The organism is Micromonospora sp. NPDC047753, assembly GCF_040642735.1.
Lineage (GTDB): Bacteria > Actinomycetota > Actinomycetes > Mycobacteriales > Micromonosporaceae > Micromonospora.
This window is the reverse complement of the sequence record NZ_JBEYSL010000127.1, coordinates 1-14,699: the sequence shown is the minus strand read 5'-3', so window position 1 is coordinate 14,699 and position 14,699 is coordinate 1. Positions and strand designations below refer to the sequence as shown.

The following is a 14,699-nucleotide window of genomic DNA, read 5'->3' as shown; positions in this document are numbered from 1 at the left end:
GCCGACGAGATCCAGGTGCTCACCCGGCACGGCGACGAGCCCACGGTTCGCTGGACCGGGTACACGGCGATCTGGTCCTCAAGCGACTTCACCGACGCCGTCAGGTAGTTGTTGAGCAGGATGGAGAACGCCAGCAGTCGCCCATCGGCGCTGGTCACGTAGCCGGAGAGCCCGGAGACACCGGTCAGGCTGCCGGTCTTGGCGTGCACGTTGCCCGCAGCCGGCGTGCCGGCCATCCGGCTGCGCAGAGTGCCGCCGACGAACCGCTCCGGCTGACCGGCGATGGGTAGCGCCGCGTACCAGGTCGCGAACCACGGTTCGGCGCGGACGGCGCTCAGCAGGTCGACGAACTCGGCCGCCGGGATCAGGTTGCGCCGGGACAATCCCGAGCCGTCACGCTGGCGCAGCCTTCCGGTGTCCATTCCGGTGTCGGCGACGTACTCGCTGATCGCGGTGAGACCGGCCGTCCAGGTGCCGGAGCCGGAGAGCACCCGACCGATCTCCTTGGTCAACACCTCGGCGTGCCCGTTGTTGGACAGCTTCAGGAATGGCGTCATCAGATCGCCCAGGCTCATCGAGTCGTGGCGCGCCACCGGGTGGGCCGTCTCCGGGGTGGGCTGGCCGAGCACGGTCCGGCCGAGCACCCGGACGCCGTGTCGGTGCAGCGCCGACCGGAACACGTCGGCCGCGTAGCCGGTGGGTTCCCAGACGGTGACCCAGTCGCTGGCGGGCTCGTCGCCGACGGCGATCTGACCGGTCACCACGACGGTGTTGCCGCCGTGCTCGCGCTCGATCGAGATCGAGGTCTCGCCGTCGCTGACCGTCTGGGCGCGGTTGTCGACAGTGACGTACCCGGTTGCGGGGGTGGTGGTGACCACCGGCGGGGCACCGGCCCGGTCGGCTGGTGCGGCGTGCACGATCACGGTGCCCGCGTCGTAGTCGGTGTCCGGGGCGACGGTGAGCGCGGAGACCTGCGCGGCGTAGTAGTAGGGCTCGTCGTCCCAGGTCCAGTCGGGGCCGAGTCGGGTGTTGTCGTAGCGGGTGTCGTCGGCGACCAGGTTTCCGGTGACCACCCGCACGCCGTCGGCGGCGACCCGCGCGGCGAGCGCGTCGTAGTCGGCGGCGAGCATTGTCGGGTCGCCCCCACCGCGCAGGTAGAGGTTGCCGGAGAGCAGGGCCGCACGGCGCTTGCCGCTGGTGAGTACGTCGGTGCCGAAGCGGTGCCCCGGGCCGAGCAGCTCAAGGGCCGCGGTCGAGGTCAGCAGCTTGGTGTTGGACGCCGGGACCAGCCGGCGGTCGCCGTTGCGGTCGTAGAGCGTCTGGCCCGTGCTGGTGTCGACGACGACCACCGACGCCTGCGCGCCGGCCAGCCGGGTGTCGGCGAGGATCGTGTCGATGGTGTCGTGCAGGCGGGTCGTCGCGGGGGTGGGCGATTCGGCTGTGGCACCGGGCGCGGCGGCGGTGGCCGCGGTGGCGACCAGCGCGAGCAGCGCGAGGGCCCGGGGAAAGTGACGACGATGCATCCGCTGATGCTGTCACGGAGATATTCGCCAGAAAAGGCCCTCAGGCGAAAGTTATTGCCGTCCAGGTCATTTCGGCCTGCCGACCGTCTTCTCGTGGCCACCCCAGTAGTGCCGCTGCGCGCCCATGACCAGTGGTGCGACGAGCGCGGCGAGCGCCCCACCGAGCAGCGGGAAGACGATGAACACCCAGAGCTGCCGCAGCGCCACGCCGCCCTCGAAGACCGCCGGCCCGAACGCGCGGGCCGGGTTGACCGCAGCTCCGGTCAGCGTCACGCCCACCAGTTGGGTAACGGCCAGGGCCAGGCCGATGGCCAGCCCGGCGGTGCCCGGATTCTCACTCCGACTGGTCACCACCAGCACGACCAGCACGAAGAGGAAGGTCAGCACGACTTCCAGCACGGCTGCCCCGCCCCGGTTGATGTGCGCGCCGTAACCGTTGGTGCCCAGGGCCCCGGTCTGGTCCGCGACGTCACCCCAACGGGTGAGCGCCCAGAGCACGAAGGCGGCGACTGTCGCGCCGACGAACTGCGCGATCCAGTACGCGACCGCTCCGAGTACCGAGATCTTGCCGGAGAGCAGCACACCGAGCGTCACCGCTGGGTTGACGTGGCTGCCCGAGAGGGGGCCGATCGTGTAGACGAGGGCCACCATCACGAACCCGAAGGCCAGCGCCACCACCACCACACCGCCCTGGACCCGGGCGGCGACCGCGCTGCCCACCCCGAAGAACACCAGCAGAAGGGTGCCGAGGAATTCGGCCGCGTACCGACGGAAGTCGCTCATTCACTCAGCGTAAGTGCAGCTCAGGTGGTCGAAGCCGGAATGGCGGTCTGTGACCGGCGCGACGGTCGAGGACGGGCACAGCGGTGACGTCCCGCGCGTTGTAGCCCACGTGGACACCCACTCCGCGGACGTCGTGGTGATCGGTGCCGGGCAGGCCGGCCTGAGCGCCGGCTACCACCTGCACCGCACCGGCTTCGCGCCCGGCAGCGGCTTCGTCATCCTCGACGCCGACAACGGGCCCGGCGGCGCCTGGCAGCACCGCTGGCCGACGCTGGTCTTCGACCGCGTGCACGGCTTTCATGACCTGCCCGGGCTGCCGTTCCCGCCCACCGAGCCGCAGCGCCCGGCTTCCGAGCAGGTCAGCGCCTACTTCGCCGCGTACGAGAGGGCCTTCGACCTGCCGGTCCGGCGGCCGGTGCGGGTCCGGGGGGTGCACTCCCGCCCGGACGGACGACTGGACGTGCGCACCGACCGGGGCACCTGGACCGCCCGTGCCCTGATCAACGCCACCGGCACCTGGACGCGACCGTTCTGGCCGCACTACCCGGGCCGGTCGACGTTCCGGGGACGCCAGTTGCACACCGCCGACTACCGGGGGCCCGCCGAGTTCACCGGCCTGCGCGTGGTGGTGGTCGGCGGCGGCACCTCGGCCGTGCAGCTGCTCGGCGAGGTCTCCACAGTCGCGGCGGCCACCACCTGGGTGACCCGCCGGCCGCCGACGTTCAACGACGAGGAGTTCGGCCCGGAACTGGGTCGCGCCGCTGTGGCTCGGGTGGACCGGGTGGTCCGCTCCGGTCGGCCACCGGGAAGTGTGGTGGGCGTGACCGGGCTTCCGGTCACCCCGGAGGTACGCCGACTGCGCGAGCGCGGCGTCCTCGACCGGCTACCCATGTTCGACCGGATCACGCCCGACGGGGTGGCCTGGACGGACGGGCGGCTCGTGCCGGCGGACGTGATCCTCTGGTGCACCGGCTTCCGGGCTGCCCTCGACCATCTCGCCCCGCTGGGGCTGCGCGCGCCCGGCGGCGGTATCACCATGGACGGCACCCGGGTGGTCGCCGACGCTCGGGTTCACCTGGTCGGGTACGGCCCCTCGGCCAGCACGATCGGGGCCAACCGGGCCGGCCGCGCGGCGGTCAACGAGATTCGCGCCTGGCTGGCGCCGGCCGCCGCTCTCCACTGACCTGGCTCTATTTGACGGATGGTCGGCCAGCGGGCACGGTGGGAGTGACGGGGCCGTCAGCTGCCCCGATTCGATGCGACGGCGATGACCGTTCGCCCCTCTGTCGCCTCCCACGTGTGCTCGTACGCGGACCGACTGTCCGGTCCGCGCGGTATCCGACCGCGAGCCGACAATTCACGAGGAGTTCCGTCAATGCTCACCATGACCGACAACGCCGTGCTCGTCATCCGTGACCTCGCCAACCAACAGGACGTCGCCCAGGACGGCGGTGTGCGTATCGCCGCCGACACCGAGGCGGGCTCGCTCACCGTCGAGCTGGTGCCCGAACCGGTACAGGGCGACCGGGTGGTCGACAACCAGGGCGCCCGGATCTTCCTGGACGAGGACGCCGCCGAGCTGCTCGGGGACGCGTCGGTGGACGCGACGGTCGACGACGAGGGCATCATCCAGTTCGGCTTCACCGAGAAGCAGTAGACCCGGCCTCAGCGCAGCGATCGTCCCCGCTGCGGTGGTGGCCCCTGGCCGGGGTGCCACCGCGGCGCGCCGTCGCCGGCCGGTTGCGACAGCGTGGCGAGCACGTGCGCCAGGTGGTGCGAGGTGCTCCACGCCGCCCAGTTGGCGGTCGAGCCGGCCCCGGCGCCCCGGCGGGCCCGGCGCAGCAGCTCATGGTCACCCCAGGAGAAGGCCGCACCGGTGGTCGGCCAGTGCGGTGCCGACACCAGCGTGCGGCACAGGTCGGCGAAGCGGTCGTCGCCCCGGCCGCCGCGTCGCGCCCAGCGGTAGACCCACCAGCTGCCGTCGTCGGTGTAGCGCACGGTCGGCAACCGGTCGGCAGTGTCATCCGCGCCCGGTCCGGCCGGGTGGACGCCGTAGTCGCCGTAGTCGACCCCGGCGTCGGCCAGCCGCCGCCACAGTCGCCAGTCCCAACGGTCCAGTTGGACAGGCTCGTCGGTGGGCAACCGGGACAGCGTCGGAGGCATACCGCCCGCCGCCACCGTCACCGACCGCCAGGCGTGTCGGCGTGCCCAGTCCAGCAGGTGGCGTACCCGGGGCTCGGCGGTCCGCACATCCGCCGGGCAGCAGACGTCCCCCGCGTCCACCAGCAGGTCGCACTCTTCCGGGGCGAGGCCGGTGAACCGCCAGATCCGTTCCACCGCCGTGGTGCTCGCGTCCGGCCCGGCCCGGTCCCGACCGGCCCGTAGCCGGATGAGCGCGCGCCGGCCGTACGCCCGCGCCGCCGCGCCGTGCGCGACCAGCCGGTGGTCGTTCTCGGAGAGCCCGATCACCGGCACCACCGGTACGCCCCAACGGGTCAGCTCCGCCTCGGGGATGTCGGGCAGTGCGCTGACGTCGACGGCGGGCAGCAGCCCGGGCGGCATCCGGCGAATGGCGTCCATCGTGGACGGACTGACCGCGCCGATCTCCAGGATCGGGGCGACCAGTGCGGCGTACGCGGGATCGAGGTGGCTCAGGGCCTCAAGCTCGCCCCGTCGGTTGGCGAGGATGGGGCGGTAGACCGGTGCCGCCGCCCGGCCCCCGTGGGCGGGCACCATACTTCAATCTAGCCAGGCATACGGACATGCCCCAGGAATGTAAGCCGGAATTCGGCTGCTCGACTGTCGGTTCGGCGACTACCATCCACCGATGCCCACGCCAATTCACCGCTACCAATCCGACGAAGAGGACAGCGCGCGGTGGGGCGGGTTCCCGTTCCGCGACGGTGACATCGTGATCAGCACCCGCTCCAAGAGCGGCACCACCTGGATGCAGATGATCTGTGCGCTCCTGGTGCTCCGTACCCCGGAGTTGCCTGCGCCGCTGACAGAGCTCTCGCCGTGGCTGGACTGGTTGGGCGAGCCGCAGGCCACCGTGTACGACCGGCTGGCCGCCCAGCCACACCGGCGGTTCATCAAGACGCACACCCCGCTGGACGGGGTGCCGCTCGACCCTCGGGCGCACTACGTGGTGGTGGCCCGGCACCCGCTGGACATGGCGGTCTCCCTCTACCACCAGGGCGCGAACCTGGACCGGGCGCGCATCGCCGAGCTGACCGGCCTACCCGTCCCGGCCGGGCCGCCCCCCGAGCGGCCCTCGGTACGGGAGTGGTTGCCGAGCTGGGTCGACCGGGAGGCGGACCCTCGCGCCGCGCTGGATTCGCTGCCCGGAGTGCTGATGCACCTCAGCGACGCGTGGGCCCGCCGGAACGAGCCGAACGTCGAGCTTGTGCACTACGACGACCTGCTGGCCGATCTGGGCGGGGAGATGCGCCGGCTCGCCGACCGGTGGGAACTCCCGAGCCCGGGGCCGGAGCTGGTGGAGGCGGCCACCTTCGGTCGCATGCGGGAGCGGGCCGACCGGCTCGCACCGGACACGCTCGGCGTGCTGCGCGACCGGCAGGCGTTCTTTCGCCGTGGCGGCTCAGGTCAGGGGCGCGATCTCCTGAACGAGGCCGGCCTCGTCCGCTACCGGCGACGGGTCGCGGGGCTGGCCCCACCCGACCTGCTCACCTGGCTGCACCGCTAGGTCCGCCACGCACACAAGAGCGCGCGGCGCCGCTCCGTGATCGGAACGTCGCCGCGCTCTGGCCGTCTCCCACCACCGCAGCCGTTCGGCGGTACGTCGGCGGGGACCTGGCTCGACCGGCCGTTCGCGCCGGTCCGCTCCTCGATCCCCGGTCCGTGCGGATCCAAACCCGCCCAGCGTCAGGAATTCCACCATTCGTGAGTCCCGGCGTGGCGCACCGTCGGACGGGGTATGAGCGTGGGCATGGAGCATTTCACTATCGCGACTGTCGCCGAGCAGAGCCCGGATTTCCGGCGAGTGCTGTGGACCGGTGAGCACACCCAGTTGGTCATCATGACCATCCCCGCCGATGGGGAGATCGGCGAGGAGGTGCACGAGGACATCGACCAGATCCTCACCTTCGTGAGTGGCGTCGGCGAGGCGCGGGTCGCCGGCGCGAAGCGGAAGGTCGTCGCGGGCGACCTGGTCGTGGTGCCGGCGGGCACCAAGCACAACTTCGTCAACACCGGTCCCAACCCGCTGGTGCTCTACACGGTGTACGGGCCGCCGGAGCACGCCGACAAGGCCGTGCACAAGACCAAGGAAGAGGCCGACGCGGCCGAGGCGGCGGGCGAGGACGAGCCGCCGACCGAGTGATCCGTCCGGCCTGATCCGGGCCGATGCGGGTACCCCCGGCGGGTGGAGCAGCAGCCGCAGATCTCCGACTACGGGTTTCTGTCGGACTCTCGTTCGGGTGCCCTGGTCGGCAAGGACGGCTCGATCGACTGGTGGTGCCCGCACCGGTTCGACGGGTCGTCCGTGTTCGCGCGGTTGCTCGACCCGGGAGCCGGCCACTTCCGGCTGGCGCCGGTAGGGGTCGGCGGCCCGGGTCACCGCGTGGAGCGCGCGTACCTGCCGGACACGTTGGTGCTGCGGACGGTGCACCACACCCCGCACGGCAGCGTGGCGGTCACCGACGCGCTGGCCGCCGAGGTCGGTGCCCGCGCCCACGAGCTGGGCAAGAACTCACCCGCCGTGCTGGTCCGGGTCGTTCAGGGGCTCTCCGGGCGGGTACGCATGGCGTTGGACTTCGCGCCCCGCCCGGAGTACGGCCTGCTCACGCCGTACCTGCACGAGCAGCCGGACGGTGGGGTGCTGGCCGGTGCCGGCCCGGTGGTGCTGATGTTGCGCGCCGGAGGCCTGCACCTGCGGGCGGGCACCGACCGGGTGACCCACGAGTTCGAGGTATCCGCCGGTCAGGTGATCGGGATGGACCTCGCGTTCGGTGAGGCGTACGGCGACCCGCCGGCCCGGGTGGACCCGCTGACCACCCTTGCCGAGACGACGCAGGCGTGGCGGGCGTTCCGGGAGACGCACACCTATTCCGGTCGCTACCCCGAACTCGTCACGCACAGCGCGACGGTCCTGACCGGCCTCACGTACGCCCGCAGTGGCGCTGTCGCCGCCGCGTTGACCTCGTCGTTGCCGGAGCGGATCGGCGGCGACCGGAACTACGACTACCGCTACTCCTGGTTGCGGGACTTCTCGTTGACCATGCGGGCTCTCTGGGTGGCCGCCTGCCCCGACGAGACGTCCCGGCTGTTCAACTGGGCGACCCGCTCGATCGGCCGGTTCGGCGACGAGCCCGTGCCGGTGCTCTTCGGGCTGGAGGGGGAGCGCGACCTCTCCGAGCACCACTGCAACCACCTGCGCGGCTACCGCGACAGTCGACCCGTGCGGGTCGGCAACGACGCCTGGCGGCAGCGGCAGCTCGACGTGCCGGGTGAGGTGATGTCGGCGGTGTGGCGGCTGCGCGACTACCTGGGCACGCGGTTCGAGGACGAGCTTCGGGAGATGGTGCTCGGGCTGACCGAGCAGGTGGCCACGACGTGGCACCTGCCGGACCGGGGCATCTGGGAGACCCGCGACGAGGAGCGCCACTACGTCTCGTCCAAGGTGTCCTGCTGGTTGACCATGGACCGGGCGGTGGGGCTCGCCGACCGGCTCGGTGATCGGGCCGACCCCCGTCGGTGGGCGCGGGTACGCGACGAGATCAGCGACACAGTGCTGCGCGAGGGGTGGAACGAGCGGATCGGCGCGTTCACCGGCGCGTTCGGATCGCCGGAGCTGGACGCCTCGGTGCTCGCCCTGCCGGTCACGCACTTCCTGCCGGCCACCGACCCGCGGATGCGCTCGACGATCGCGATGGTCGAGCGTGAGCTGGGCACCGAGGACGGCCTGCTGCGGCGCTGGACGTCCGACCCGGCCGGATTCCTGCTGTGCTCGTTCTGGCTGGTGGAGTGCCTGGTGATGACGGGTGAGCCGAAGCGCGCCGAGGCGCTCTTCGAGCGGGTCGTCGGGTACTCCAACGACGTGGGACTGTTCAGCGAGCAGATCGACCTCGCCACCGGCATGCAGCTGGGCAACATGCCACAGGCGCTCTCGCACATCGGGCTGATCAACGCGGCCTGGCGGATCACCGAGCCGGAGAGCTACTGATCCGGTGGGCGTTTCCGTCAGGGCCGGAATCCTGCAACAGACCTGCAAGCGCCAGGCATTGACGCTGATGGTTGGACAGTCCTAGCCTCGATGGAGTGGGAAAGCCCTTTCCCAGGGCTATTGATCCCGCTTCACCCCGCTTCGGATCCGGGCGTCCGACGGGGGCGCACACCGATCCCGTTCAACGCGGCATGCCGTGCGAACACGTCTCGGTACGGCCGCCGAGGGATCACCACCACATGCGTCAAGGAGGACACCTGTGCAGAAAAGACGACTCTCCGGCCGCCGACCACTCCTGCTGGCGGTGGGCGCCGGGGTGACCGCGGCAGCCCTCGCCGCCGGCATGACCTCGGCCTTCGCGGCCACCGTCTTCAGCGACGACTTCACCGACGGCGACACCTCCGGCTGGTCCAAGTCCGGCGGCACCTGGACCGTCGACGGCTCGGGCGTGCTCAACCAGTCCAACGCCGGTAGCGAGCTGGCCCGCCAGTTCGCCGGCCAGAGCAGCTGGAGCAACTACTCCGTGCAGGCCCGGGTCAGGCCGACGAGCTTCGGCTCGTCCAGCGCCCTGGTCGGGCTCGCCGCCCGCTCCACCAGCAGCACCAAGATGTACCGGCTGGCCCTGCTCGGCTCCGGCCGTGCCGAACTCCAGGCGGTGAACGGAAGCTCCGTCACGGCGATCGGTTCCGCCGCGCTGGGCATCGGCACCGGCACCTGGTACACGCTGCGCATCGAGACCAGCGGCAGCACCATCCGCGGCTTCGTCAACGGCACCCAGATCGCGTCCGGCAGCAACAGCCTGGCCGGTGCGGGCCGGATCGGCCTGGTCACCGCGTACGCCAGTGGCGGCTTCGACGACGTGCTTGTCGACTCGTCCGGCGGCGGCACCCCGACCACCCCGCCACCGACGACCACTCCGCCACCCACCACGCCGCCGCCGACCACCACCCCTCCGCCGGCGGGCTGGCCGACGCCCACCGGCAGTCAGAAGGTGGACGCCACGATCCCGGTCTCCGGCTCGTTCGACGGTGGGCTCAAGCGCTACTACGGCATCGGTGACGGCGGGCAGAGCGAGAGTCAGGACCCGATGTTCGAGCTGGCCGCCGGCGCCACTCTGCGCAACGTGATCATCGGTGCTCCGGCCGGCGACGGCGTGCACTGCGAGGGCAACTGCACCCTGATCAACGTCTGGTGGGAGGACGTCGGCGAGGACGCGGCGACCTTCCGCGGCGGCACCACGTACACGGTCGACGGCGGCGGGGCCCGCTCCGCCAGCGACAAGGTCTTCCAGCACAACGGCTCGGGCACCGTCTACATCAAGAACTTCCGGGTGGAGAACGCCGGGAAGCTCTACCGCGCCTGCGGCAACTGCTCCACGTCGTACCAGCGGCACGTGGTGATCGACAACGTGATCGTCCGGAACACCGACGCGATCGCCGGCATCAACACCAACTGGGGCGACACCGCCCGGTTCAGCCGGATCACCATCGTCGGCGACCCGGACCGGGAGACCTCGATCTGCGTGAAGTACAAGGGCGTACCGAAGGGCAGCGAGCCGACCGAGATCGGCGAGGGCGCCGACGGCGTCAACTGCCTCTACTCGCCCTCGGACATCACCTACCAGTAGACCGGCACGACGGCGCCCCGCGCACCGCCCGGTCCGCGGGGCGCCGTCACCTCACCCCATCAGGGGTACGCCGGAGACGTCGACAGTGTCCGGATACTTCAGCCCGGCACCGGTGTTGAGCACCACCACCCGCTCGCCCGCCCGGATCCACCCGCCGGCGCGCAGTTGCTTGGCCGCAGTGAGGCAGGCCGCCCCCTCCGGGCAGAGCAGCAGCCCCTCCCGGGCGGCGAAGTCCCGCAGATCGGCCAGGATGTCCGCGTCGTCGACGGCGACCGCCGTGCCGGAGGACTCCCGCAGCGCCGCCAGGATCAGCTCGTCGCCCAGCGGGGCCGGCACCGTGATGCCGAACGCCACGGTGTGCGCGTCCGTCCACGGCTGGGCCCGATCCTCGCCGGCGGCGAAGGCCCGCACGATCGGCGCGCAGCCGGTGGACTGCACCGCCACCAGCCGGGGCAGCTTGTCGCCGATCCAGCCCAGCTCGCGCAGCTCGTGCAGCGCCTTGTGGATGCCGATCAGGCCCACCCCACCGCCGGTCGGATAGATGATGACGTCCGGCGTCTGCCAGCCGAGCTGCTCGACGATCTCGTACCCCATCGTCTTCTTGCCCTCCAGGCGGTAGGGCTCACGCAGCGTGCCGGCGTCGAAGATCGCTCCGTTCGACTCCGCGATCAGCTCGGCCACCCGCCGACCGGCGTCGCCGATCAGCCCGTCGACCATGCGCAGGTCGGCACCGGCGGCGACGCACTCGCGACGGCAGATGCTCGGCGCCTCCAGCGGCATGACGATCGTCGCGCCCATTCCGGCCCGCGCGGCGTACGTGGCCCAGGCCGACCCGGCGTTGCCGTTGGTGGGCATCGCGATCCGCTCGACGCCCAGCTCACGGGCCCGGCTCACCCCGACCGCCGCGCCCCGGGCCTTGAACGAGCCGGTCGGGATCAGCCCCTCGTCCTTGACCATCAGGTCCGCGATGCCGATCTCGGTGCCGTACGCCGGGGCCCGCAACAGCGGCGTCCAGCCCTCACCCAGCGTGGTGACGTGCCGAGGGTCGGCGACCGGCAGCAGCTCCCGGTAGCGCCACAGGTCGGCCGGGCGCAGCGGAAAGTGTTCCGGGGTGACCACGGTAGCCACAGCCGGCAGATCGTAGCGGGCCAGCAGCGGCGACCCGCACTCGCAGAGATTCTGTAACCGGTCGGCGGCGTGTTCCTTGCCGCAGCGCGGGCAGTCCAGGTGAGTCAGGTACACGTCGCTCCTCGCCGTCACACCGCGTCGATGCTCAGCCAGTGCCGGCTGCGCCGCCCCGGCTGGTAGACCGAGTCCAGTCGCTTGGCGACCACGCCCGGCAGGCCCTGTTCCCGCCCGGCACGCAGGGCCTCGTCGCCCGCGCCCGGGAACCACGGCGGAGTCTGCCAGTGCGTACCGGACAAGACCAGCCCATCGAGCAGCTCCCGGCGTTGCGCGTACGGCACGTCGACGCTGCTCACGCCCTCCAACCAGAGCAGGTCGACGATCAGGTACTGGGCGCCGGCGGGAACCCGGCTGCCGGCGGCCGGCCGGACCGGGCGGACCCGCCCGGCACCGTCGATGCGGACCAGCACACCGTCGAGCACCGCCTCGGTCGGCGCGAGCGCCTCGGCCATCGCGCGCAGCCACGGATACCCGCCGGTGATCTCCTCGTCGGTCTCGGAGAGCAGCCGCAGTCGCCCGCCGGAGACGTACGCCATCGCCCGCACGCCGTCCCAGCGCAGCTCGTACCCCCAGGCGGCGAGGTCGCGGGGGAGCCGGGCGGCGGACGTGGCGTGCATCGGTCGGACCAGATCCGGCATCGGCGTCCAGCCCGGCGGTGCGGGGTCGGTGCGGCGGACCATCCAGTCCCGTCCCCCGGTGGCGAAGAGGACGTAGCGGCCGGCGGTCCGCTCACCGGAGAGCGTCACGATCACCTCGTCGTCGCGCCACTTCTCGCAGCGGTAGGTGCCCCGGTCGTGAATGAGCATCCGGCCGCCGCCGTACTCACCGGCGGGGATCTCACCGGCGAAGTCGAGGTACTCCATCGGGTGGTCCTCGGTGTGCACGGCGAGGTGGTTGTGACCCGGATCGCGGGGTAGACCGCGCGGGACCGCCCAGGACGCGAGCACCCCCTCGTGCTCCAGGCGCAGGTCCCAGTGCAGGCTGCGGGCGTGGTGCTGCTGGATGACGAAGCGGGCGGCGTCGGCGTCGGGGCCGGCCGACGGCGGGCTCTCCGACGGCACCGGCTCGGGTGTGCGGGCCGCGTCCCGCCGTCGCCGGTACTCGTCCAGCCGGTCGGTCACACCCGCATTCTCCGGCAAAGCGGACCGGTGCGCTGGACGCCGGAGTGTCCGGTTCACTCGGCGGTCGGGGGCGCGGCGGGGTAGAACGGACCTCATGGACCTCACCGACCAGCCCACTGCCCTGCTCCCCGGTGACGTGCGGATGCCCCTGCTCGGCTTCGGCACCTGGCAGGCCACCGGCCAGGCCGGTTACGACGCCGTGCTGGCCGCGCTCGACACCGGCTACCGGCACCTCGACACCGCCACCGTGTACGGCAACGAGCGGGAGGTCGGCCGGGCGGTACGGGAGAGCGGGCTGCGTCGGGAGGACCTCTTCATCACCACCAAGCTCCCGCCGGACCGGGTGGGCCGGGAGCGCGCGACGCTGGAGGCCAGCCTGGAGGCGCTCGGCGTCGAGCACGTGGACCTCTGGCTGATCCACTGGCCGCCGTCGTCGCCGGGGGACAGCATCCCGCTCTGGCGCGAGATGCTCGCCGCCCGCGACGAGAACCTGGCCCGGGCGGTCGGTGTCAGCAACTACAGCACCTCGGAGATCGACGAGCTGATCCAGTCCACCGAGGAGAACCCGGCGGTCAACCAGATCCGGTGGAGCCCGTCGCTGTACGACCGGCAGCGGCACGCCGAGCACCGGGACCGCGGCGTGGTGCTGGAGGGCTACAGCCCGTTCAAGACCAGCGACCTCAGTGACCCGGTGCTGACCAGGATCGCCGGCGCGCACGGCGTCTCCCCGGCGCAGGTGGTGCTGCGGTGGCACATCGACCACGAGATCGTGGTGATCCCGAAGTCGGTGACCCCGGAGCGGATCACCGCGAACTTCGACGTCTTCCACTTCTCGCTCACGGCGGAGGAGATGCGCGACATCGACGCGCTCGGTGAGGTCTGAGTCGGCGAATTCCTTCAGTACGTGACCGGGAAATGAAGGGTATCGACATCGACGTACGTGACGGTATAGCGTCCCGTCATCACGTTCGTCGATCCATTCGTACCCCCCAGTCGCTGGAGGATCGCCATGGCCAGAACCCCGTCCATCCGTCTGCCCCGTCGTGGGGTGCTCGGCATCCCGGCCCTGGTGGTCGCCGCGCTGACCGTGGTCACCCGACCCGCCGCCGCGAGTGCCGCGCCGAAGGCCGAATGCCTCGCCGACCTGCTCCAGGACGCCTGATGGCGACGATCCCCTGGCTGGTGGACGTGCTGCGCGCCGCCGGGGTCCAGGTCGTGGTCGAGGGGGACTGGCTCAACCGGATGCGGCCCGGCTCGTTCGACCCGATCGGAGTGCTCTGGCACCACACCGCCTCGACCTCCAGCGCCAGCAACCCGCACCCGGCGCTCGGCATCTGCATCAACGGCCGGTCCGACCTGCCGGGCCCGCTGTGTCAGGCGCTGGTCGACTACAACGGTGTCTTCCACGTCATCTCCGCCGGCCGGTGCAACCACGCCGGGGTCAGCGGCGGCAGCGGACCGATCCCCGCCGGGGACGGCAACACCCTGATGATCGGATGGGAGATCGACTACAACGGTGTCAACCAGGAGATGACCGCCGCGCAGTACAACGCGTCGCTCGCCGCCACGGCCGCCGTGCTCACCCGGCTCGGCCGGGACAGCAGCTACGCCCGGGGCCACCGGGAGACCAGCACCTCCGGCAAGATCGACCCGTCGTTCATCGACCTGAACGTCATGCGCGCCGACGTGGCCGCGAAGATGTCCGGCGGGAACCCGCCGGCATGGTCCTCCATCGTGGACAACACCACCGCCGGCCGGTTCACCGCCAGCGCAAACTGGGGTGTGTCGACGTACTCGGCGCAGCGCTACGGTGCCGACTACCGGTACGCGGAGCCGGTCGCGGCCAGTGACGCCGCCTGGTACAAGTTCAACGTCCCGGCCACCGCCAACTACCGGGTCGACGCGTGGTGGCCGGCGACCTCCGGATACAACGGTGCCGCCCCGTACATCGTCGCCACGACCACCGGCAACCGGACGGTCGTCGTCGACCAGCGGGCCACCGGCGGGCAGTGGCGGTCCCTCGGCACGTTCACGCTGCCGGCCGGGGACGCCAACCGGGTGGCGGTGAGCCGGTGGAGCAGCGCCACCGGTCTGATCGTCGCCGACGCCGTCCGCCTCACCCGCGTCTGACCCCGACGCCCGCTGCGGCTTGACCCGCCCGGCCCTGACTCGATCGACTCGACTTCCCGGAAGTCGGGGTGTCCCACGTGCGAGGATGCCCCGACTTCAAGGAAGCCGAACGGATTTCCTGCATGGTGGGGGCGCGACCGCATGGT

Annotated in this window: 14 protein-coding genes; 9 read left to right on the top strand and 5 right to left on the bottom strand. The window is 71.6% G+C overall.

Annotated features, from left to right (window positions below; genetic code table 11):
- Together dacB and ABZ749_RS13600 are read right to left on the bottom strand one after the other, a co-directional pair.
- The coding region (dacB, locus tag ABZ749_RS13605; protein ID WP_357227244.1) for a D-alanyl-D-alanine carboxypeptidase/D-alanyl-D-alanine-endopeptidase at window positions 1-1,523 on the bottom strand (1,523 nt) is incomplete at its 3' end.
- Window positions 1,524-1,589: 66 nt separating this feature from the next.
- A complete protein-coding gene (locus ABZ749_RS13600; protein ID WP_357227241.1) occupies window positions 1,590-2,306 on the bottom strand; it encodes an aquaporin in 717 nt (238 codons plus the stop codon).
- 49 nt (window positions 2,307-2,355) lie between these two features.
- Here ABZ749_RS13600 and ABZ749_RS13595 point away from each other — a divergent pair, with 49 nt between their 5' ends.
- Together ABZ749_RS13595 and ABZ749_RS13590 are read left to right on the top strand one after the other, a co-directional pair.
- Window positions 2,356-3,489 carry an NAD(P)-binding domain-containing protein gene (locus ABZ749_RS13595; protein ID WP_357227239.1) on the top strand — a complete coding sequence of 378 codons (1,134 nt, stop codon included), beginning with the start codon at window positions 2,356-2,358 and terminating at the stop codon, window positions 3,487-3,489.
- A gap of 192 nt (window positions 3,490-3,681) precedes the next feature.
- On the top strand, window positions 3,682-3,963 hold the full coding sequence (locus ABZ749_RS13590) for an adhesin (RefSeq protein WP_091393621.1): 282 nt from the start codon (window positions 3,682-3,684) through the stop codon (window positions 3,961-3,963).
- Window positions 3,964-3,971: 8 nt separating this feature from the next.
- On the opposite strand, the gene ABZ749_RS13585 is transcribed toward ABZ749_RS13590, so the two are convergent.
- Window positions 3,972-5,042: a hypothetical protein gene (locus ABZ749_RS13585; RefSeq protein ID WP_357227237.1), complete on the bottom strand. Its 1,071-nt coding sequence runs from the start codon at window positions 5,040-5,042 to the stop codon at window positions 3,972-3,974.
- 91 nt (window positions 5,043-5,133) lie between these two features.
- Between ABZ749_RS13585 and ABZ749_RS13580 the strand changes: the two genes are divergently transcribed.
- The 4 genes from ABZ749_RS13580 to ABZ749_RS13565 all read left to right on the top strand — a co-directional run bounded on the left by ABZ749_RS13580 (window position 5,134) and on the right by ABZ749_RS13565 (window position 10,117).
- Window positions 5,134-6,012 carry a sulfotransferase domain-containing protein gene (locus ABZ749_RS13580; protein ID WP_357227234.1) on the top strand — a complete coding sequence of 293 codons (879 nt, stop codon included), beginning with the start codon at window positions 5,134-5,136 and terminating at the stop codon, window positions 6,010-6,012.
- A gap of 243 nt (window positions 6,013-6,255) precedes the next feature.
- Window positions 6,256-6,648, top strand: coding sequence for a cupin domain-containing protein (locus ABZ749_RS13575; protein WP_355005457.1), 393 nt, complete (start codon window positions 6,256-6,258; stop codon window positions 6,646-6,648).
- 42 nt (window positions 6,649-6,690) lie between these two features.
- Window positions 6,691-8,490: a glycoside hydrolase family 15 protein gene (locus ABZ749_RS13570; protein WP_357227231.1), complete on the top strand. Its 1,800-nt coding sequence runs from the start codon at window positions 6,691-6,693 to the stop codon at window positions 8,488-8,490.
- 259 nt (window positions 8,491-8,749) lie between these two features.
- A complete protein-coding gene (locus ABZ749_RS13565) occupies window positions 8,750-10,117 on the top strand; it encodes a pectate lyase (RefSeq protein WP_357227228.1) in 1,368 nt (455 codons plus the stop codon).
- 51 nt (window positions 10,118-10,168) lie between these two features.
- On the opposite strand, the gene ABZ749_RS13560 is transcribed toward ABZ749_RS13565, so the two are convergent.
- Window positions 10,169-11,359: a threonine synthase gene (locus tag ABZ749_RS13560; RefSeq protein WP_357227225.1), complete on the bottom strand. Its 1,191-nt coding sequence runs from the start codon at window positions 11,357-11,359 to the stop codon at window positions 10,169-10,171.
- 14 nt (window positions 11,360-11,373) lie between these two features.
- Window positions 11,374-12,423 carry a DNA polymerase ligase N-terminal domain-containing protein gene (locus tag ABZ749_RS13555; protein ID WP_357227222.1) on the bottom strand — a complete coding sequence of 350 codons (1,050 nt, stop codon included), beginning with the start codon at window positions 12,421-12,423 and terminating at the stop codon, window positions 11,374-11,376.
- Between the two features lie 94 nt (window positions 12,424-12,517).
- On the opposite strand from ABZ749_RS13555, the gene ABZ749_RS13550 reads away from it, so the two are divergent.
- The 3 genes from ABZ749_RS13550 to ABZ749_RS13540 all read left to right on the top strand — a co-directional run bounded on the left by ABZ749_RS13550 (window position 12,518) and on the right by ABZ749_RS13540 (window position 14,553).
- Complete coding sequence (locus ABZ749_RS13550; protein WP_357227219.1) at window positions 12,518-13,306, top strand: aldo/keto reductase; 789 nt, start codon at window positions 12,518-12,520, stop codon at window positions 13,304-13,306.
- 126 nt (window positions 13,307-13,432) lie between these two features.
- Window positions 13,433-13,585, top strand: a complete 153-nt coding sequence (locus tag ABZ749_RS13545; protein ID WP_238666485.1) for a hypothetical protein — start codon at window positions 13,433-13,435, stop codon at window positions 13,583-13,585.
- Window positions 13,585-14,553 carry an N-acetylmuramoyl-L-alanine amidase gene (locus tag ABZ749_RS13540; RefSeq protein WP_357227216.1) on the top strand — a complete coding sequence of 323 codons (969 nt, stop codon included), beginning with the start codon at window positions 13,585-13,587 and terminating at the stop codon, window positions 14,551-14,553. The genes ABZ749_RS13545 and ABZ749_RS13540 overlap by 1 nt, the downstream gene beginning before the upstream one ends.
- Window positions 14,554-14,699: the final 146 nt, after the last annotated feature.